This window comes from Streptomyces sp. NPDC104106, assembly GCF_055584345.1.
The window spans coordinates 42,041-60,764 of sequence record NZ_JBVJMF010000023.1 but is presented as its reverse complement, the minus strand read 5'-3'; the positions used below and the strand labels follow the sequence as shown (position 1 = coordinate 60,764).

Below are 18,724 nucleotides of genomic sequence, written 5' to 3'. Positions count from 1 at the left end.
GGGCCCGATAAGCGGGGGTGCGGGCTGAGCCGCGCGGCCGTGGACCGCGCCGGAGGCCGCCGTCTTCCGCCGCGAACTGGCGCGCACCAACCGGCGTGTGCATGCCGAACTCGCCGAGAAGGACCGGCGTCTGGCGGTGCAGCGCGACACCGAGCGGGCGGCCGCCTGGTCCGAGCCGGTCCGCCGCACCGCGCAGCCCACCGCGGTGCCGCCCGGAGTCGCCTACCACCGGCTGTCGGACACCGAGCACCGGTGGATCTTCGACGAGCTGATCGCCCCGACCGTGCTGGCGGACGCCGTCTCCCAGGACGATCGGCGCGCCGTCTATGTGCTGGGCGAGCCCGGCGCGGGCAAGCTGCTGGCCGCCCGGCTCGTCCGGCGCGCGATGCGGCCCGGGACGACCCGGCCCCGAGTTTTGACAGCAGTGGGGTACTTGCCAGGGCAGCATCGAGGTGCTCCTGGTGAAAGGCCCTGGTCATGCCGCAGATGCCGAAGGTCGGGCCGGATCCGCGCGTGATCACCGTGCTGGCATGAAGATGCGCGGGCTCGAGCGCAAGTACAACGTGTCGTGGCGGACGGTGAAGAAGGCCGTGGACTCGGTCTGGCCGGAGCCGCGGAAGAAGCCGCCGCCGCGGCCGACGGCACTGGATCCGTGGGGCGCCGCGGTTTTCGTGGCTGGCCGCGAATGGTGCGGAGCCCGCTCGCCTCTTGGAGCGGCCTACCGCGCGCCAGGTTGTTCAGCTCGCTGATCGCGGTCCCTGCGTGCGGTGCTCACGCTTGCCCGTCGTCGGTGTCCCGGTCACGGTGGGCGAGGCGCTCGCTCTGGTGGCCTGACGCGTCGGCTCTGCAGGGTCGGAAGCGGGCGAGGTATGCCGGGCTTGGGCCGCGGCGCTCGGTCAGGTGGAGGCCGGCGGCGTCGGCGAGCCGGTGCAGCCGGCCGAAGGGGATCCAGTGCCGGTCGAAGAACTCGCCGATCACCAACCGCCCGCCTGGTGCCAGCACTCGTGCCGCCTCGCGCAGTACCCGATCCGGCTCGGGGATCTCGCCGAGCGCGGTCACGGCGTATACGGCGTCGAATGTCCCGTTGGCGTAGGGCAGTTCACGTGCGTCCGAGCGGGTGGGCGTGATCGTCGCCAGGCCGTCGCGCTCGGCGCGGCACATCACGTGGTCGAGCATCTCCTGCTGGATGTCGAGCACATCGAGCCGTCCCTCCGGCCCGAGCTGCGGGGCGACATGCAGCGTCTGCAGGCCGGTCCCCGGGCCGATCTCCAGGATCCGCTCTCCCGGTCGCGGTTGCAGTACGGCGTCCATCCGGTCGGCTGTCAGGAACGGCAACGGCACGTCGAGCAGGCCGCGTTGGGCGTACGGATAGGGGGCTGTGTCGCCCAGCCACCAGGCGGCGGCCAACGCGGCGCCGACGCCGGCGGCGACCGCCCAGCGGGTCCGGGCCGGGATCGGGGCGACGGGGGCGGTGGTGATGCGGTGCATGGTGGTCTCCGGTGGATTGATTCGGTCCGTGGTACGTAGTCGGGCGGTCGGCGTCAGGCGGGCCGGCTCAGCGTCCGCAGCGCCAGCCGGGCGCACAGCGCGGCGAGCGGCAGCTCGGCGCCGAGCGCCATGGCGACCGAGGTGGCGAAGTCGCCGCCCGGGGCCGCGGTCGTGGTGTCGAACCAGGCGTCCACCACAAGCAGCGTCGCGGTCGCGGCGGCTGCCAGGGCGTGCCGCCGGTCGCCGCGGGCGGCGAGGAGGCCGGTGGCGATCAGGCCGAGCGCCTCCAGCGCGTCGAGCCCGGCCCAGGCGACCGGCCAGTGCGCCGCGGTCGCGGTGGCCGGCAGGCCGGTGGCCAGCACGTACAGCCACGGCAGCAGGGCGAGCCCGCAGGCGACCAGCAGCAGCCCGGCCCGCCGCATGCCCCGCGCCGGGCGCGGCTCCTCCGCCTCTTCGTGGAGCGGGATGACCTCGGCGCGGTCGAAGCCCTCGGCTCCGGCCACTTCCTCATCGCACAAGGCCAGTTGACGCATCGTCTTCCTCCGCTCCCAGCCGGCTCTCCCCTTCACGTGCTCCACCCTCCGCCGCACACCGGGGCGCCGTCAGTCACGCAGGGTTCCGACCCGGGGTGGAGACAAGTGCACCCCCGAACCGGGCGGGAGTGTCATGGCACGGGGATGGCCTGCGGCTTTACCGTTTGACGCATGCAACTCACGACGTGACTGCAGCTGGTGCTGGGCCAGCCTTTCCGCAGGGCGGGACACCGGACCGCGCTCGTCGCCGCCGGCCTGCCGCTCCACCTCGGCGTGGTGCCACTGTGGCTCTGGCTGCTCGGCACGATGGCGGCGTTGGTGCGCGCGCCCGGCGCGGTGGCCGTGACTCCCCTGCCCGTGCTGCTCACGCTCGTGGTGACACCCCTGCTGACCGTCGGGCAGCGGCGGCGCTACCGGGCGCTCGTCGGCAAGGATCTCCCGCGCCCCGCCGTACCCGGGCCGGGACGCGACTGGAAGTCGGCGGTGCGCCGGCTGACCGGCCGGGCCTTGTGGCGGCAGGTCTGCTACCACGCCGTGGCGGGTCCGCTGCTCGCCGTGCTGGACCTCGCCGTCCTCGCCGTCTGGGCCGCCGCTCTCGTGGCCGCCTCCGTCTACCTGTGGATCTGGGCGCTGCCCCCGCAGTGGCGGGTCACCGACCTCGGGCACACCACGCAGGCCGCGTACATCACCGCCGGCGGCCTCGCCCTGCTGTTCCTCGGGCCCCGGCTGACCGGCGCCCTGGTGCGGCTGGAGATCCGGGCGGCCGAGGTCCTGCTCGGCCCCAGTCGCACGGAGAAGCTGGCCCGCCGGGTCGCCGACCTCGCCGAGAGCCGGGCCGGCGTGCTCGACGCCGCCGACGCCGAGCGGCGGCGGATCGAGCGCGACCTGCACGACGGCGCACAGCAGCGCCTCGTCTCACTCGCCGTCAACCTGGGCCTGGCCAGGGCCACCCTCGGCGACCTGCCGGAGGACGCCCGCAAGGTGATCGACGAGGCGCACCGCGAGGCGAAGGAGGCGATCGCCGAGCTGAACAACCTGGTGCGCGGCCTGCATCCGGCCGTCCTTGAGGACCGCGGTCTCGACGCCGCGCTGTCCGGGGTCGCCGCCCGCCTCCCGATCCCGGTGCGCGTGGCGGTGGACCTGCCGCAGCGCCCGTCACCCACGGTCGAGGCCGTCGCCTACTTCGTGGTCTCCGAAGCCCTGACGAACGTGGTCAAACACGCCCAGGCGACCCGGGCGGACGTGACTGTGGAGCGGATCGGGGAGACACTGCTGGTGGTCGTCGCGGACGACGGAGCGGGCGGCGCGGATCTCGCGGCGGCCGGCGGCACCGGGCTCGCCGGGCTCGCCAAGCGCGTCGCGTCCGTCGACGGCACGTTCTCCTGCCGCAGCCCCGCCGGGGGCCCGACCGTCATCACCGTGGAGCTGCCGTGCGCGCCGTGATCGCCGAGGATTCCCTCTTGCTGCGCATCGGCGTGGTCAAGGTGCTGGAGTCGGCCGGCTTCGAGATGTGCGCGCAAGTCGCCGACGCAGAAGGGCTGCTGGCAGCCGTCGAGGAGCACCGGCCCGACATCGCCGTGGTCGACGTGCGCATGCCGCCCAGCTTCACCGACGAGGGAGTACGCGCCGCGCTGGTGATCCGCCGCCAGTACCCGCGTACCGCCGTGCTCCTGCTGTCGCAGTACGTGGAGGAGCGGTACGCCGCCGATCTGCTCGCCGCCAACACCTCGGGCGTCGGCTATCTGCTCAAGCAACGCGTCGCCGACGTCGAGGAGTTCGCCGAGGCGGTACGCCGGGTGGCGGCCGGCGGCACCGCGCTCGACCCGCAGGTCGTCGCGCAGCTGCTGGTGCGCCGGCACAGCGATCCGCTCGACCGGCTGACACCGCGCGAGCGGGAGGTGCTGGAGCTGATGGCGGGCGGCCGGTCCAACTCCGGCGTCGCCGCCGAGCTGGTCGTGAGCGAGAGCGCTGTCGCCAAGCACATCAACAGCATCTTCACCAAACTCGACCTGCCCAAGGCCGACGCCGACCACCGCCGCGTCCTAGCGGTGTTGCGCTTCCTGGGCGTTGCGACCGCATAGTACGCGATCCTGCCCGTATGCCCTGCCCAGTCGACAACGGTGCTGATCGCCATTTGGTGAGGAATGCGGCACCTTCGGACAGGTGCTCTTCACCAGGCTTTGCCGCGCCGGGAGTCGAAGGTGGTGGCCGTCGTGCGCAGGGCCATGGCATGGGTGGGGCCGGTCAGCGCTGGTGTATTCGCAGTCTTCGGGGTTGGGCGGGGGTGGGGGAGTCGGCCGGAGCCGGGGAGGACTGGCCGGGAGCGGCCGAGGTCGCCTGTGGGCTGCGTTGTTGGGCGGCGAGAACGCGCTGCTCGTCGCGCGGAGCCTACCCATCGGACGAGACCTAGCTGACGTTCCGCGCGATGCGTAGGAACTGTGCGTCGGTCATCGACTGGTCCTCGGCATGGACGGCGATGGTGTACCCGCTCTGCGTCCACGCTGCCGTCCAGTCGTGGGTCCCGTTCCCCTGGATCGTGCCTGGATGACCGTTGAAGGTCATCGGATTTCCACCGGTGGGCATGGTCTCGCCGGTGACCGCCATGATGACCACGGCGCCGGCCTGCTCTCCCCGGCCCCGTTGGTAGTACGTGGTCCATTGGGGCGTACGAGCCTTGTTGTCCAGCAGGGCTGTGCCGCTGCCGAGGCGCCTCAGGTCCTCTTTCGCAGGGGTGTAGCCGGAGGGCAGGTATCGAGGGTAGGGGAAGTGTGCGTCGTCGAAGGGGACGATGCGCTGGCCGTCGAACCCGTCCATGATCTTCCTGTCACCCACCGGGTGGTCGAGGGTGACGCTGAACATCGCGTCGCCTCCGTATCCGCACGCGTCCGCGGACCTCCGGGAGGTGTGCCATCTCCGCTTCGCCACCAGCGTGACGACGTGAGCGGACTCGTGGGCCTCAAGGTGCGGCTTGTACTCGCAGTCCCCCAGAACATCCTGGTGGTGAGTGTGCGCCCGTGGCTGCTCATCAGGACATCGGGTCCCACCACGTCGTCATGGAGGCGCGAGCGGTCCCAGCCCCTCCATCCGGCCCAGGCCGCTGCCACCACGGCCACCACGACACCAGCCCAGACCACGCGGCGCAGGGTGAGGAAGTTCTTCAAGGGCACGGTCGCATACTCCGTAAGTCTTCCGGCGGGTGGCAGACGCAGAGCCTGCCACCGCAGAATCGGGAGTGGGAAGAGGCGGGGGACTGCTCTGCCCTCGCCCGTGAGGTCAACTGGCGGTGACGAGCGTCCAGCTCATGTCGTGGAGCGTCTGGTAGATGCCTTGATACGCCCGAGCCATGCGAGCTCCCGCGCAGACCGGGGCCCGTGGGGTGCGCTGGTGCCACGAGCGGCTAGTGAGGTGTCGGCCCGACCCTGCTGCGGTCGAGGCCTGGGATCAGGTCGCTCGCGTGGCCCGATGCACTCGTGACCAGCGCAAATACCGATCTCCGGGGAGGGAGTCTCGATCTACTGCGGAATCGACTGGGCGGAACGAACCCATGGCGTCGCCCTGGTCGACGACACCGGCCAGCTCCTGGCCGAGCGCCACATCACCGACGACATGGCCGGCTACAAGATCCTGCTGGAACTGCTCGCCGAGTACGGCGACACGGCTGAGAACCCGATCCCGGTCGCGATCGAGACCTCCCGCGGCCTGCTGGTGGCCGTCCTGAGGACCGGCACGCGCAAGGTGTTCGCGATCGACCCGATGGCCGCCGCACGCTACCGCGACCGCCACTCCGTCTCGCGTAAGAAGTCCGACCCCGGCGACGCCCTCGTCCTGGCGAACATCCTGCGCACCGACATGCACGGGAGGTGGAGCGGGCCCGTGCGGTGGTGGACACCGTGGTGGCGCTGCTTCGGTGATCCGGGGCCGCCTGCGCTCAGGCTTCCGCGGACTGGCCGTCTGTTCCGCCCGGGCCGGCCGGCGCCGGACCGAACGCACGCTCACACCCACCGACTCGGCAACCAGCCGCACTTGCGCGGTCCTCGACTCCCCCACACCACGCAGCTCCTTCGGGCCCGGTCTGGGTGAGGCCGCGCAGCGGCGGACGGCAAGCCGGCCTGCGGCGCAGGGCGCAGGCCGGATGCCGCGTCCTGATGGTCGTGACTTACGGTCGTGATCGTGGCCGGCCATCCCCATGCCCGCGGTCACCCACCGCACTGATCAGTGAAGACGCACGGCAGATCACGAACTGCGGGTGCCGTGTCTTGATGTCCACGTGCATCAGCACCGGCTTGTGTTCGCAGCGGGCGATGATACGGGCAAGTCGGCCAAGCCGGGATTACCGACGGTCGGCGTACTGCGCAAGCCGGGTGGGCTCCTCCGGTCGTCATGACCGCCGAAAAGCGGTATTGCCAACTCCATTTCCTGCCACGGGATTCGGGTCCGTTTCCTGTTTGAGTGAACCGAACGGTTGTGCAATGATGCCATCACGGCATCACAGGACTCTGCTGGGGGAGATGAGTCGAACTGATGAATACCCATCTCGTGGTGGGGATTGTTCTGGCCGTGCTGTATCTGTCGGTAGGCGTGGGCGTCTTGACCACCGTCCGTGCGAGCCGCAACGGCACCCTGCGCCGGAACACACTGGTAGGCGTGCGCACGCGCGCGACGCTCTCCGACGACGCCGCCTGGCGCGCGGCGCATCACGAGGCCCGGCGCCGCTATGTGCTGTTGATTCCGGTACTGGTCGCAGGGGCGATCGCGGTGCTGGTCAACGCGTTTGCGCAGGGCCCTTTCTGGGGCTTCGCGGTGATTGTCGGGGTGAGCGGCGTCATCGACGTCGTGATCGCGGGCCGCTCCGTTTCGGCGGCGAACGCGGCCGCGCGCCGCTCCTGACCCCACCCTTTTTCCAGGCTCCGGTGGCGGAGACCGCACGTAAAACGGCTCTCCGCCACCGGCTCTGACGCCGTTGGTCCGGCACCGTCCGGTACCGACGGAACCCACCGCATGGGCCGGCATGAACCAGCGGTTCGCCTTCGTTCGCCGTCGCAAGGTCACGTGGCGGAGCGCTGGCCGGCCTGCCCGCCGAGGCGGTGGAGCACGTACACGACGACGATTCGAGGTTACCTCACATGAACCTGAAGAAGACCGGTGCGGTCGTCGCTGCGGCGGCTGTGCTGAGCGTCGGCGCCGCCTACGGCTCGGCGTCCGCGTCCAGTGCGCCGGCGGCTGCCCACACGGCGGTCAAGCCGGCGCAGCACCACGTGAAGTACTCCGACGACGACATCGTCGGACTGCTCGTCTTCGGCAAGGGCAAGGCGGCGGACGACCACCCCGACCTCGCCCGGCAGATCCGCTCCCACCGGTCCGCCGAGAACGACAAGGTGACGCTCGCGCAGATCGCCGAGTTCACCAAGGCGCTCAAGGGCGTGGACAACGATTTCCACGCCAAGGTGACGGTGGCGGTCCAGATCAACGACCCGTTCGCCGCCAAGGCCGGCATGCAGCGGCTCGGTGACGACATCAAGACGGTCCTCGCCAAGATAAAGCAGGCCGACGTCAAGAGCCCGGACCGGGCCAACGGCTGGCTCTGGCACGACGCCAACGTGGTGATCGAGATCAACGCTCTCGGCGCCATCAACGGCGTCGTCTACGCCAACGTGGCCGGCGCCACCGAGGCCGTGGTCACCCTCGTCGTGGTCCCGTCCGCCGTGAGCTACGGCTTCGACCTGCGCCAGCCCAACAGTTTGGACGCCGACAACCTGGTGTCCTCGGTGGCGACGGCCCTGTAACCGCTCCCGCCGCGCCGGGTCAGGGCACCTCGCCCCGGCCCGGCGCAACCCCGGCGTCCGTCAGACCGTTCACCACCGCAGAGGATCGCGCCCCGATGGCAAGCAACGCCACCGAAGTCCCATCTGAACCGGCCGGTCCAGGAGCCGGATCGCTACGGCAGCTCACCCTGTTCTGCGTCGCCTGCCTCGTGATATTCGGCTATCTCGCCGCCGGTCTCTTCTACACCCTGCCGAGCAACGCACTGAGCAGCCGGCACTCCAAGGGTGCACGCTCGGTTTTCAACACCCTGGTCCCGGAGAACTGGGCGTTCTTCACCCGTAATCCGCAGACCACGCAGACCGGTGTCTACACTCAGGGCGCCGACGGCTCGATACGGAATCTTCTCAGAACGCCGCAGGGCGATCCGTCGAATTTGTTCGGACTTTCCCGCAGGCAACGCGCCCAAGGACCGGAGCTGGGTTATTTGAACGCCAACGCGGCGGGAAAGTGGGCTGACTGCGCCGGTTATCTGGACGACTGCGTCAAAGAGGCCGCCTCCAAACCGGCGGTCCAGGTGAAGAACACCAATCCGGTGCCGACCGTGTGCGGCGATGCATATCTCACCCAGGAAGAAACAGTTCCGTGGAGTTTCCGCAATCAGGTTCCCTACGTCAGGCGCGTGCTCAAGGTCGCTCATCTGGACGTCCGATGCGGGTGAGCGATGCATTGCAGTCGTCTGCCGGCTGGCTGGCAGCCCGCACCGCCCGGCACGATCTGCGGAGCCGGTGGTTCGGAGCCGGCCGCACGGTCATGGCCGCGGCCCAGCTCAGCATCCTGCTGCTGACCCCCATCAAGGCCCTGCTCATCCCGGTCGTCGCGATGGGGGAATACCCCCGCTGCGGCGGGGTGCGGGCCGCCTCCGCACTGTGCATCGGGAACGACTCGGTGGGTACCGAGCCCCGCCGGTGGCTGCTCGTCCTCATTTTCGCGGTCGTGGCCAGCGGATACCGGCCGCGCTGGACGGCCATTCCGCACGCCTGGGCCACCTATTCGGTCGCCGTGAGCATCGCCGTACCCGACGGCGGCGAGTCGATCGGAATGATCATGGCGCTGCTGATGACTCCCATCGCGCTGGCAGACGACCGCACCTGGCACTGGCAGACACCCACCACTGAACCGGGACGGTCCTGGCAGACAGTCACCTTCGCCGCCTTCCTCGCCATCCGGGTGCAGATCGCCTACCTCTACCTCGACAGTGCCGTCAGCAAGTTCGGAGTGGCGGACTGGGCCAACGGCACCGCGGAGTACTACTTCCTGCGCGACAACATGTTCGGCGTGGCCCGGCCCTGGGACTCGCTGTTCCTCTCGATGTCGAAGAACTCCCTGGTGGTGGTGGCGCTCACCTGGGGGGCGCTCGTCATCGAGCTCGCCATCGGTGTGTGTGTCCTCGCATCGGACCGGTGGCGCAAGGCCGCACTGGTGATGGACATCGCGCTACACGGCTCAATCATCCTCACCATGGGTCTGTGGAGCTTCGCCATGGTGATGATCGGCTCCGCGATCGTCTGCGCGACCCCGGAGCGCACACCATCCCAACCACTGACCGCACCGGTCATGACGGCGCCGCTGGTGACGACGGCCTGAGCCGTGACATCCGAGGGCCCGCCAACGGACAACGCCCGTCCGGACAGGGCGTTGTCCGTTGCCGTCGTTCACCCAGCGACCGGCGGCGCACCGATACGGAACCGGCTGCCATTGCGCGCGCCGAGCCGGGCGGTGAGAGTCACACGACGCGCCTGCGCATCTGCGCTGAACTCGACACTCGACTCGCCAAGCCGTGCGTCCTGCTGCCACCGGTAGCGGAAGAACACAGTCACACGGTGCTCGCCCCCGCCGACCGGCACGTCAACGGTCCCCCAGCGAGCAGGGAACTCACGCCCGTCCACCTCGACGACAGGCCGGGTCAGCAGATGATGGAACCACGCGGCTGACAAGGACGGTTTGACCGTCACCGACAGAACTGCCCCCTCAGAATTCATGAGCTGATCGTAGCAACGCAGCCAACCACCTACTCGTCGACGCCGACCACCCGCGGGATCTGCGGTTGAGGCTTCGGGAAAGCCTCGACCCGCCCCAGGACCGTGTTCCGGCTGGCCTTCGTCCCGAGGATGTCGGACAGCCGGGCGCCGGCGCGGACTGCCAGGGCGAGGCCGACCTCGGCCGGCACCGACCGCATCCGTTCGGTCCGTTGGCTGTACCGGCGGGTCAGGCCCGCGACCTGCTCGACGAACGTCCGCCGCGCGGGAGGCGTCCTCGCATGTGCCTCGCCGAACACGCAGCCGCAGCACCACCCGCCGTCACGCCGCGGGAAGGTCAGCGGGACATCGCAGGCAGGAGCCGTGACCCGCCCCGACCAGCTCCCGGAGCCCGTGCACCCAGCCCTGGCCGTCCGGCATCTGACACCGGCTCGGGCCATGTCTCCGTCGTCCCGCACTGACACCACCCTGATCTCGCGAGCCGACAGGAAGAGCAGCTCTTCCAGCCGGAGCAGTACCTCGCGCACAGCCCAGAACCAGTCAGCCCGGATGAGGTCGGCAGCGGCAGTTCCGAGATGATCGCGCAGGCGGCCAGACCCCGAAGTTGTGCACCTCGGAGACCGTCCCCGCGACGACCTGCCCTCCTTCGAGCGAGAGCAGGAAGGTCCGCAAGGCCGGAATCTCGCACGCCCTAGAGGAGAGTTGAAGCTGACCCTCGCGCCAACGCCCGATCTCCTCGGCATCGATCTCCTGGCCGACCTCAAACAGCTCAGACGGATGCTCCATCCGACGCATCGACGCCTCATGCCGAGGAATCCGACCGATCTCGGCTTCCTCCCCTTCGGCCCCCACAAGCTGCACCCGGAGATCCGCTCCGTCGAACCCGGTGACCTTCACCGTTCTCACGGCCCCCGGCCAGAGCTGGTTGATCAAGGACTGCATGCGAGGGTAGGGGCTGGCTCGGACATGGAGGTGAGCCTAGTCGGCGCCCGCGGCCCTGTGGTTCCAACCTCGTGACCAGGTTCCAACTAGCGTGCCACGGCTCAGGTGTCCCGGCTCAACTCAGGGCACTCGACTGGCCAGATTGCACGCTCACTGGACAACGAGCGCACTCAGTCACAGCCGGGGCTCGCGGGCTGTTCGGGGCGCGGGTGCTACAGGTCGAACTCCAGGTGCTCGATGTCCGTGAAGCGGACCTCCTCCAGGGAGCCGGCGCGGCGGCCGTTGTCCTGGAAGTACACCTCCTTGAGTCCTTCGGCGGCGATCTCCCGCAGCTGCTGCTCGGTGGCGCCCTGCTCCTGGGCCTCGAAGAGGCGGGCGGCGTAGCGGGGCGGCAGGGCGACGGTCAGGTGCCGGATGCGGTCCTGGTCCGTCGCTCCGATCGGGGCGGTGTAGCCCATGCGGGCGCGGGTGTCGATGACGATGCCGCCGGTCGTCGCCGCGCGCTCCTTGGCCTTGGCGCGGATCTGCGGTTGCCACCGCTTGTTCACCTCGCGCTCCAGGCGGGCGGCGAGGTCCGGGCGGGGCTTTTTGAGCTGGTCCTTCACGTACCGCTCTACGGTGCGCTGGGAGATCCGCAGCATCTGGGCGACCGGCTTGGTGCCCTTGAGCTGCTTGACGAGGTACCGCATCTGCGCAGGCGCGCTCTTGGGTGCCGGGCGGGTGAACGCCTTCTGCACCGCGGCGTCCAGGCCGTCCCCGAACAGGCTCATCGCCTACTCCTACTCTCCGCTGTCGACGTCGGTGACGGTGCCGTCCTTGATGTACCGGGCGAGGTTGAGTTCCGGAGCGTTGAACCGCTCGCGGACCTCTTCGCCCCACAGGACGCTCTGGGTGCCCTCGTGCTTGATGAGGCCGGGGTTGATGCCGAGCTTGAAGCCGCCGGGCAGGGGCTTGCCGTCGCGGTAGGGCAGGAAGTCCAGCGGCGAGGGCCCGCCTGCCGCGTACACGACACAGTCGGACAGGATCGCGACGGGGTACTGCCCGGTGAACGCCGCGTGCTTGACGATCTTGCGGTGGAGGTTGATCCGTGTGCGGGAGATGACCGCCGCGCGGATGTCCGGCCGCCACGTCGGCCGCTCCAGGGCCCGCCACCGCTCGCCCGGCCGCCAGCCCTCACCACGCGGACGCTCACGGAGCTTGCCGATGCCGCCCTTGACCGTCGCCTTGATCGCCGAGACGACGATCGCCAGGTCCGGGTCGCGTTCCTTGTAGCCGTCCATGGCCGCGAGGAAGTCGGCCGGCGCCATGTCCGCGCGCACGCCGAGGTCGGCCATCGTGGCGAGGAAGGCGTCGCGCAGCCGGTTGTACCAGCCGTCCAGGTATCGGCCGTTGTCGTAGCGGACGTACGCCTCGATCGGCGTGACGTCGTAGCCGAGTTCCACCGCGTACGCCACGGTGGGCGTCGCGTACCAGGCCGGGCCCCCGGGGCGATCGCCCTTCGGCGTGAACGGGCTGGGCAGCAGAGAGCCGTCCAGCTCCACCCACTGGTCCTTGCCGGCCTTCACCCTCGACAGGTCGACGTGGGAGAGGTCCACCAGCCACGAGCCGGGCAGCTTCGCGTCGAACACCGGGTTCTTGACGTGTGTGGGAGCGCCGAGGCCGACGACCAGGCCGTTGGCTCCGGCGCCGAAGGCGAGGTTCACGTCGATGCCGACCAGGTGACGCAGGGTGCACTCGGCATCGGTCATCGGCCGCGCCCAGTCGTACGCCTCCTCGAACAGCTTCTCCGCCGGGCCGCGGACGTGGAAGCGGGGCAGGTCCGCCAGGAGCGGGTGTCCGTCGGGGGCCTCGCACGGCGCGCAGTCCACCGGGTCCTTGCCCAGCGAGCCGGGGTTGTGCTCGGAGTGCCGGCGGCCGTCGGCGTCCGGCTCGGAGGCCCGGGTCGCCGGGTGCAGCGCGGTCATCAGCTCCAGGCCGGTCACGGCGGTCGAGCCGCGGGGTGTCATCACCCGGGAGGCGTACACGCCCAGGATCCGGGCGAGTTCCGCCGGCGGGAGCTGCCCGGCGTTGCCCCAGTGGCGGGAGTCGAGTGCGTGCCATGACGGGATGCACAGCTGCACACACTGCCGCTGCGAGCCCGTGGCCGGGCGGTAGATCCTGGCCCACGGCCCGAACCCGCGCTTGGTCAGCTGCCAGTCGGCACGGGCCAGCTGCTTGATGACCTTGTGGCCCTCCGGGATGCGCCCGGCGAGCCGCTCCTGTTCGGTGAGGGCGACAGGGAGGCCGTAGCGCGTCAGCGCGGCCTCGGTGAGCACGAGCAGCGGGTCGGAGTCCTTGCCGGGGCCGGACAGTTTCGGCTGCCCGAGCTTCGCCTCCTTCAGCGCCCAGTCCACCAGGGCCGGCAGGGACCTGGCGGGCACGTCCAGGACCAGGCCGCCAGTGCAGTATGCGAGCACCTGGCCGTCGGTGTCGACGTCGACGACCGCGAGCGGCCCGTTCTCGAACCGCGGATCGGTGCTGGCCGCCGCGATACCGGCCGGGGCCGCCTTCCGGGCACCGGGGCGGCGCGACGTCGCCGCGCTCCTGGTGGCGGGCGCCGAGGTCGGGCGAGGCGCGGCCGGCCCGGCAGGGGCGGTCTGGGCGTTGTCTTGTGCGGGCAGCGCCGCAACGTCCGGGGCCGGCCCCGTGGGCGGAGTCTGCTCCGCCGAGACAGCCGGGTCGGCGAAGGGGGCCGGCACCTCCCGCTGCGACGCGGCGTCCGGTGCCACCGCTTCGTCCGGTGCCGGCCCGGGAGCGGGGAACCGCTCGGCGAGTCCCTTCAGGAGCCGGGCGTAGGCGCCGCGCTGCGGCGGCCGCGGTTCACGCTGCCCCGCTTCCCAGCTCGCGACCGTCTCCCGGCGCGTCTTGAGCGCGGCCGCGACCTGCGCCTGACTGAGGCCAGCGGCCTCCCTGAGCCGCCTGCGCTCGGCAGGGTCGGGCAAGCCATCGTGGGCGACTTGTTCGAGCAGCGCGTCCACGGCGCTGAACAGCTGGTCTTCAGTGGGCACAGCGCTCACCTCCACAGGAAGCGTACCTGAATCGCTCACTCAGCCAGCAGCGAATTCAACTTGAAGTGTCGTATTGAATCGCATATTAATCGCTCATCTATGTGTGCTGATCGCCAGCAGACGACCAAGAGGTGGGAAAGGTGCTGTCCCGTCTCACCGAAGGCTGAGGCGGTTCTCGCCGAAGGCTGATCGCACTGCGTCCGTCTCGACGAAGCTTGACCGCTGCCAGCCAGGCTGATCATCTCAGCACTCAGCGTCCATGCGGACTGCGTCCTCGGCGACACCCTCGCCGCGCTGCTCGAACTCTGACCGCACGCGCCGCTGACTCCCGCAGCGGGGCCGGGTGTTCTCGGCCCTGACCGAGATGTGCTCGCCTTGGCCGGCTCTTCAGGGCCGGCGGATCGAGCGGAGCATCGGCACCCTTGCGCTGCCCGCCGGTGTGCCGCCTGTGACCTGCTAGGCCTTGCAGTTCATTCGTCGTCCGCGGCAATCGCACCTGCTTGGAGACCGCCAGGTGTCCTCGGGCCGACTGGGTGCGGTCGGCGTGGCGGCCCCGGGCCGCCGTGAGCACCGCCCCGATACCGTGCCAGGCTGCCGTGATAATCGAAATCGAGACCGAGCACCTGTTCCTGCGCCGACAGCATGGTGCGCCTGTTGTCGGCCGCCGCGACAATGACCGGGAGCGGCGTCGTCCCGGTCTCGACCGAGGCGGACACCGACGTCAACGCTTCGGTCACGAGCCTCTCGGGCTCAAGGGCCGCACGCGCGGACCGTGTTCGTCACCCACCGCCGTCCGGGGCCGGGCAAGGCCGTCAGCGCCCGCGACGTCTGCCCGGACACCGGGCCGGCCAGGCTGTCGTATGGGCAGGCCCGAGCACTCCTGGACGAGCACACTGCCTTCCGCGGGTCCCGGTACGGGCTGGGACCTGCAGCCGATGAGGCTCGTTCCTTGATCGTTCTCAGCGCTAACTGTGCCGACCCCGTTCTCCTCGTGGGGCCGGCCCCTTGACACCACGGCGCCTTTTTGGCCTTTCTGACCCTCGGTCATAGTGGGCGCCATGGACTATGACGTAGTGGTGGCCGGAGGCGGCCCGGTCGGGCTGATGCTGGCATGCGAGCTCCGGCTCGGAGGGGCGCGGGTGGCCGTCCTGGAGCGCCTCACCGAAGTGGACCCGACGATCAAGGGCGGGGCGATCACCACGCCCAGCGCCGAGGCGCTCTACCGCCGAGGCATGCTGCCAACGCTGGCCGAGGTGCAGCGGCAGGCGATGGACCGCTTCCAGGCATTCATCCGCGAGCGGAACGGCGGGGACGAAGGCGGGGCCGCGGGCCAGGGGCTCGGGATCGTCGGGCACTTCGCCGGAATCATGCTGCGCGCCGACCTGGTCGACCGTACGGAGCCCGGCCTCGGCGACGCCGGACCCGCCGCCGAGATCGCTTTCGTGGCGCAGCAGGACATCGAGCGGCTGCTCGGCGAGCGGGCGGACGAGCTCGGCGTCGACGTGCGCCGGGGAGTGGAGCTGACCGGCTTCGACGCGGACGACGGGGCCGTCACCGTGCGGACCAGCCACGGGGCCATACGCGCCGGCTGGCTCGTGGGCTGCGACGGCGGCCGCAGCGCGGTCCGCAAGCTCGCGGGGTTCGAATTCCCCGGCACGGACCCGGAGATCACCTGTCACCAGGCCGTCGTGGAGATGACCGGCGCCGAGGACCTGAAGGTCGGCTGGACCGCCACGGACACCGGGGTGTACGCCCACGGGCCGATGCCGGGCCGCGTCGTCACCGTGGAGTTCGACGGCCCGCCTGCCGACCGGGAAGCGCCGGTCACCCCCGAGGACCTCCAGGCGCGGCTGCGCCGCGTATCCGGCGTGGACGTCACGATCACCAGGGTGCGGACCGCGACCCGCTTCACCGACCACGCCCGCCAGGTCACCGAGTACCGCAAGGGCCGGGTGCTGCTGGCGGGCGACGCGGCACACGTGCACTCCGCGTTCGGGAGCCAGGGGCTGAGCCTGGGAATCGGGGACGCGATGAACCTCGGCTGGAAGCTCGCCGCGGTGATCGCCGGCCGGGCGCCGGAAGGGCTGCTGGACACGTACACCTCCGAGCGGCACCCGGTCGGTGCGTGGGTCCTGGACTGGACCCGCTCCCAGGTCGCGGCCATGCGCCCGGACCCGCAGTCCCGGGCCCTGCGCGAGATCGTCAGCGACCTGGCGGGGACGGTCGCGGGCACCACGTACCTCACCGCGCGTCTCAACAGTGCAGGGGTGCGGTACGCGCTGCCGGGCGAGCACCCGCTGACCGGCCGCAGCACCCCGGACCTCGAACTCACCGACGGCAGCCGCCTCGCGGACCACCTCCACGGCGGCCGGGCGCTCCTGCTCGACCTCACCGACGACCCGGAGCTCCGGGCCCTCGCCGCGGGGTACGCCGGCCATGTCGACACCCTGACGGCCGGCTGCCCGTCCCGCCCGGAACTGGCGGCGGTCCTCGTCCGTCCGGACGGCTTCACGGCCTGGGCGGCCGACGCGGGGACACAGGCGCCGATGTCGACGGTCGGGCTGGCAGAAGCGCTGGAGGAGTGGTTCGGAGTGCCGGAGGGCGCGGTGACGCCGGGCTGATCCGCTGCTCCGGCCGCCGTCCACGCCGCCCGCGCCACGGACCGCCTACCGCACCCGCCACCACGCATAGCCGCCACGCCCTCCGCCGGTGTCACGGATCCCGGCACCCAACGAGCCGGTAACCAGCGCAAACGTCACCGCACCTGGGTCACACCTCTTCGGCCGCGTCCGGGTCGCGCAGCGGGCGCAGACCGCCCGGCAGTCCGGGACCGGCGTTCCGCAGCGCCGCACTGAAGTCCGGCTCGCTGCCCTCGCAGCCCGCGTATCTCAGTCACACCGCTCCCCGGCCGGGTCGGGGGTGAGCCTGCCGGCGGTGGCATGGAAATCGGGCATGCCGAGGTGGACGGTGGTATGCCGGACTGCGACGTCGCGCATCGCGGCGAGCTTCTGCTCGGCGGCGGCGAGACTGGCCTCGATCGCGGCGACCTCGCCGAGCCAGCCTTGTTGTTCCATGGCCTCCTGGAGCCGGTCGAGCAGGTTCGCGTGGATCTCCTCCAGGCGGGGAGGTGATGCGGTTGAGCGCGTTGTTGCAGTCGTTGGCCCCTGTGTGGCCGGTGGCCGTGTACTGGTCCTCGAGCGCCGCGAAACCGTCGGGATCGCTGACGCCGCGGATGTGTGCCAGCAGTTGAGAAGGGCGCTGTCCCGCGAACACCCGATTGAGGCCCCGCACCGCGATCTCAACTGCGCTGCTGATCCCCATGGGGAACTGTTCAGCGAAGGTCGGGAGCGGGCTGAGGATCCAGTCATACACCGGTGACCTGCTGCTGGCCACCGACCCCGCGACAGGACACGCCCAGGGAGAACCGGTCACCCGGACGTTCCACCACACCACCGCCGACCTGGTCGATGTCACCCTCACCGACGGCGGACACCTCACCAGCACACCCGGACACCGCTTCTACGCCACCGGCCGCGGCTGGACCCTCGCCTCCGAGCTGCGGCGCGGAGACACCCTGCGCGCTCCCGACGGAGCCGTCCGCACCGTGGCCACCCTGCACGACCGGCACGAAGCGGCACCCCGGACGGTGTACGACCTGACCGTCTCCGGCCTGCACACCTTCTACGCAGTCGCCGGCAACGGCCCCGTCCTGGTCCACAACCGCAACGACCTCGTGGCCGACGGTCAGAACTTCCCCGGGCTGGCCCACACGCTCGACGAGCACACGGCCGGTCCCGGTCTCGTGACCCCGCAGAAGGCCAAGGAACTGGCCGAGGCGAAGACGGAGAAGCTCGGGCGTATCACCCCGAACAGCCTCTTCATCGACGAGCAGACCGCCCAGCAGGTCACCGACTACGCCCTGGCCAACAACGCGAACCGGATTCGCAGATGGCTTCGAGGAAAGGACCCGGACCTGGACTGGCAGGGAACCTTCGGGGCGCGGAACTCCCTCGGCAAGGCCTACTACCCGGACGGAAGGGTGGAGGACGTAGGTAACCAGTTCTACATCAAGCTGGTCCGGGCCAAGGGGCACAAGGCCGGCTACTACGTTCAGACATGCTTTCCGAAGTAAGGGAGATGAGGCACAGTGCCACGTTTTACGGAGTTCGACTTCGGTGTGTCGTGGGTGATGGGCTTCTTTCACCAGGACGCGACCCACTGGGGGGACACAGCCGCTGAAATCGTCGCGAACCACCTTTCAGAATGGAGTGCCGAGGCTGCTTTGGCCGTGCGCCGTGACGCGCAGACCCTCGGCAGCCTCCCCTCAAAGACGCTGGAGGTGCTGTGGAACGCCGGCGCGGATTACATGCCCAGCTTCGAACGGCTCGGAGGAGGAGCGCAGTGGACGCGGACGGTCGTCGACCTGTGTGACGCGCAGCTCTCGGCAAAGGCGGAGGTACCACCACTCACAGGGGCGGATACCGAGGACGGCATGGCCTGCCTCGACGCGGTCGTCGCTGAGATCGAACAGGCACAGTTCCTGGCGGCTGAGGTGCGGGCGGCACTCGCCGACTGCGCACGCCGGTGCACTCCGGATGTTGCTTTCCGGGTGCTGCTGAGAGCGATCAGATCCGCCGCCCCGGACGCCTCGCTGTCTGCCGACCAGTACGCACGGCTGGAGGCCATCGGATCAGCCCTTCAGTACGGCGAGTTCCTGGTGGACTTTGTCCGATACCTGGTCGAGGACTAGTCGAGAACCTCGGCGCATTACGGGACCGCTGCACCACAGGTGCAGCGGTCCTTCCGCGTTGGCCGATCAGGGACACACGTACGCGGTCGCAATGCGAGGCGATCTGATCGTCCAGCCGCATGACGCAGTTTCCGTAGCCCCTGCCTCGTTTGGACAGTACGGGAG

Annotated in this window: 20 protein-coding genes and 2 pseudogenes; 12 read left to right on the top strand and 10 right to left on the bottom strand. The window is 70.2% G+C overall.

The window, feature by feature from the left end; translation table 11 throughout:
* Positions 1-97: 97 nt before the first annotated feature.
* A complete protein-coding gene (locus tag ACZ60X_RS37050) occupies positions 98-517 on the top strand; it encodes a hypothetical protein (protein WP_469608415.1) in 420 nt (139 codons plus the stop codon).
* A gap of 254 nt (positions 518-771) precedes the next feature.
* On the opposite strand, the gene ACZ60X_RS37045 is transcribed toward ACZ60X_RS37050, so the two are convergent.
* Complete coding sequence (locus ACZ60X_RS37045; RefSeq protein ID WP_469608412.1) at positions 772-1,488, bottom strand: class I SAM-dependent methyltransferase; 717 nt, start codon at positions 1,486-1,488, stop codon at positions 772-774.
* 53 nt (positions 1,489-1,541) lie between these two features.
* Positions 1,542-2,057 carry a hypothetical protein gene (locus tag ACZ60X_RS37040; protein ID WP_469608409.1) on the bottom strand — a complete coding sequence of 172 codons (516 nt, stop codon included), beginning with the start codon at positions 2,055-2,057 and terminating at the stop codon, positions 1,542-1,544.
* Between the two features lie 162 nt (positions 2,058-2,219).
* Between ACZ60X_RS37040 and ACZ60X_RS37035 the strand changes: the two genes are divergently transcribed.
* Entirely contained in the window at positions 2,220-3,464 is a 1,245-nt protein-coding gene (locus ACZ60X_RS37035) for a sensor histidine kinase (protein WP_469608407.1), read from the top strand.
* Positions 3,452-4,102 (top strand): response regulator transcription factor, encoded by a 651-nt coding sequence (locus ACZ60X_RS37030; RefSeq protein ID WP_469608405.1) that lies wholly within the window; start codon positions 3,452-3,454, stop codon positions 4,100-4,102. Before ACZ60X_RS37035 ends, ACZ60X_RS37030 begins: the two co-directional genes overlap by 13 nt.
* 325 nt (positions 4,103-4,427) lie before the next feature.
* Here the strand turns inward: ACZ60X_RS37030 and ACZ60X_RS37025 are convergent, their stop codons facing one another.
* Complete coding sequence (locus ACZ60X_RS37025) at positions 4,428-4,880, bottom strand: hypothetical protein (RefSeq protein WP_469608402.1); 453 nt, start codon at positions 4,878-4,880, stop codon at positions 4,428-4,430.
* Between the two features lie 630 nt (positions 4,881-5,510).
* On the opposite strand from ACZ60X_RS37025, the pseudogene ACZ60X_RS37020 reads away from it, so the two are divergent.
* From ACZ60X_RS37020 to ACZ60X_RS37000, 5 genes and pseudogenes are all read left to right on the top strand, one after another.
* A pseudogene (locus tag ACZ60X_RS37020) lies at positions 5,511-5,876 on the top strand (IS110 family transposase); the annotation flags it as partial.
* A 666-nt stretch (positions 5,877-6,542) separates the two neighbouring features.
* Positions 6,543-6,908, top strand: a complete 366-nt coding sequence (locus ACZ60X_RS37015) for an SdpI family protein (RefSeq protein WP_469608400.1) — start codon at positions 6,543-6,545, stop codon at positions 6,906-6,908.
* Between the two features lie 236 nt (positions 6,909-7,144).
* Entirely contained in the window at positions 7,145-7,804 is a 660-nt protein-coding gene (locus ACZ60X_RS37010; protein WP_469608396.1) for a sporulation delaying protein family toxin, read from the top strand.
* 95 nt (positions 7,805-7,899) lie between these two features.
* Positions 7,900-8,502, top strand: coding sequence for an SdpA family antimicrobial peptide system protein (locus tag ACZ60X_RS37005; protein ID WP_469608389.1), 603 nt, complete (start codon positions 7,900-7,902; stop codon positions 8,500-8,502).
* Positions 8,499-9,428 (top strand): sporulation-delaying protein SdpB family protein, encoded by a 930-nt coding sequence (locus ACZ60X_RS37000; RefSeq protein WP_469608387.1) that lies wholly within the window; start codon positions 8,499-8,501, stop codon positions 9,426-9,428. Before ACZ60X_RS37005 ends, ACZ60X_RS37000 begins: the two co-directional genes overlap by 4 nt.
* A 68-nt stretch (positions 9,429-9,496) precedes the next feature.
* Here ACZ60X_RS37000 and ACZ60X_RS36995 read toward each other — a convergent pair whose 3' ends face one another.
* From ACZ60X_RS36995 to ACZ60X_RS36970, 6 genes are all read right to left on the bottom strand, one after another.
* Entirely contained in the window at positions 9,497-9,823 is a 327-nt protein-coding gene (locus ACZ60X_RS36995; protein ID WP_469608384.1) for a hypothetical protein, read from the bottom strand.
* A gap of 29 nt (positions 9,824-9,852) precedes the next feature.
* Positions 9,853-10,119, bottom strand: coding sequence for a hypothetical protein (locus ACZ60X_RS36990; protein WP_469608381.1), 267 nt, complete (start codon positions 10,117-10,119; stop codon positions 9,853-9,855).
* Between the two features lie 241 nt (positions 10,120-10,360).
* Positions 10,361-10,762 (bottom strand): hypothetical protein, encoded by a 402-nt coding sequence (locus ACZ60X_RS36985; protein ID WP_469608377.1) that lies wholly within the window; start codon positions 10,760-10,762, stop codon positions 10,361-10,363.
* Positions 10,763-10,974: 212 nt separating this feature from the next.
* Positions 10,975-11,532, bottom strand: a complete 558-nt coding sequence (tpg, locus tag ACZ60X_RS36980) for a telomere-protecting terminal protein Tpg (RefSeq protein WP_469608375.1) — start codon at positions 11,530-11,532, stop codon at positions 10,975-10,977.
* A gap of 9 nt (positions 11,533-11,541) precedes the next feature.
* Positions 11,542-13,809 (bottom strand): telomere-associated protein Tap, encoded by a 2,268-nt coding sequence (gene tap, locus ACZ60X_RS36975; protein ID WP_469608373.1) that lies wholly within the window; start codon positions 13,807-13,809, stop codon positions 11,542-11,544.
* Positions 13,810-14,279: 470 nt separating this feature from the next.
* On the bottom strand, positions 14,280-14,546 hold the full coding sequence (locus ACZ60X_RS36970) for a hypothetical protein (protein WP_469608598.1): 267 nt from the start codon (positions 14,544-14,546) through the stop codon (positions 14,280-14,282).
* Between the two features lie 3 nt (positions 14,547-14,549).
* On the opposite strand from ACZ60X_RS36970, the pseudogene ACZ60X_RS36965 reads away from it, so the two are divergent.
* Positions 14,550-14,750 (top strand): annotated as a pseudogene (locus ACZ60X_RS36965) (site-specific integrase); the annotation flags it as partial.
* 117 nt (positions 14,751-14,867) lie between these two features.
* Positions 14,868-16,430: an FAD-dependent monooxygenase gene (locus tag ACZ60X_RS36960; protein WP_469608371.1), complete on the top strand. Its 1,563-nt coding sequence runs from the start codon at positions 14,868-14,870 to the stop codon at positions 16,428-16,430.
* Positions 16,431-16,697: 267 nt separating this feature from the next.
* Here the strand turns inward: ACZ60X_RS36960 and ACZ60X_RS36955 are convergent, their stop codons facing one another.
* Positions 16,698-16,883, bottom strand: coding sequence for a hypothetical protein (locus ACZ60X_RS36955; RefSeq protein ID WP_469608368.1), 186 nt, complete (start codon positions 16,881-16,883; stop codon positions 16,698-16,700).
* A 245-nt stretch (positions 16,884-17,128) separates the two neighbouring features.
* On the opposite strand from ACZ60X_RS36955, the gene ACZ60X_RS36950 reads away from it, so the two are divergent.
* Both ACZ60X_RS36950 and ACZ60X_RS36945 read left to right on the top strand, forming a co-directional pair.
* A complete protein-coding gene (locus ACZ60X_RS36950) occupies positions 17,129-17,941 on the top strand; it encodes a polymorphic toxin-type HINT domain-containing protein (RefSeq protein WP_469608365.1) in 813 nt (270 codons plus the stop codon).
* A gap of 15 nt (positions 17,942-17,956) precedes the next feature.
* Positions 17,957-18,559 carry a hypothetical protein gene (locus tag ACZ60X_RS36945; protein ID WP_469608363.1) on the top strand — a complete coding sequence of 201 codons (603 nt, stop codon included), beginning with the start codon at positions 17,957-17,959 and terminating at the stop codon, positions 18,557-18,559.
* Positions 18,560-18,724 lie beyond the last annotated feature (165 nt).

Coding starts and splice junctions, on each gene's coding strand:
- ACZ60X_RS37045 (WP_469608412.1), bottom strand. CDS start 1,488: ATGCACCGCATCACCACCGCCCCCGTCGCCCCGATCCCGGCCCGGACC.
- ACZ60X_RS37025 (WP_469608402.1), bottom strand. CDS start 4,880: ATGTTCAGCGTCACCCTCGACCACCCGGTGGGTGACAGGAAGATCATG.
- ACZ60X_RS37015 (WP_469608400.1), top strand. CDS start 6,543: ATGAATACCCATCTCGTGGTGGGGATTGTTCTGGCCGTGCTGTATCTG.
- ACZ60X_RS37010 (WP_469608396.1), top strand. CDS start 7,145: ATGAACCTGAAGAAGACCGGTGCGGTCGTCGCTGCGGCGGCTGTGCTG.
- ACZ60X_RS37005 (WP_469608389.1), top strand. CDS start 7,900: ATGGCAAGCAACGCCACCGAAGTCCCATCTGAACCGGCCGGTCCAGGA.
- ACZ60X_RS36995 (WP_469608384.1), bottom strand. CDS start 9,823: ATGAATTCTGAGGGGGCAGTTCTGTCGGTGACGGTCAAACCGTCCTTG.
- ACZ60X_RS36985 (WP_469608377.1), bottom strand. CDS start 10,762: ATGCAGTCCTTGATCAACCAGCTCTGGCCGGGGGCCGTGAGAACGGTG.
- tpg (WP_469608375.1), bottom strand. CDS start 11,532: ATGAGCCTGTTCGGGGACGGCCTGGACGCCGCGGTGCAGAAGGCGTTC.
- ACZ60X_RS36960 (WP_469608371.1), top strand. CDS start 14,868: ATGGACTATGACGTAGTGGTGGCCGGAGGCGGCCCGGTCGGGCTGATG.
- ACZ60X_RS36955 (WP_469608368.1), bottom strand. CDS start 16,883: ATGGAACAACAAGGCTGGCTCGGCGAGGTCGCCGCGATCGAGGCCAGT.
- ACZ60X_RS36950 (WP_469608365.1), top strand. CDS start 17,129: ATGGGGAACTGTTCAGCGAAGGTCGGGAGCGGGCTGAGGATCCAGTCA.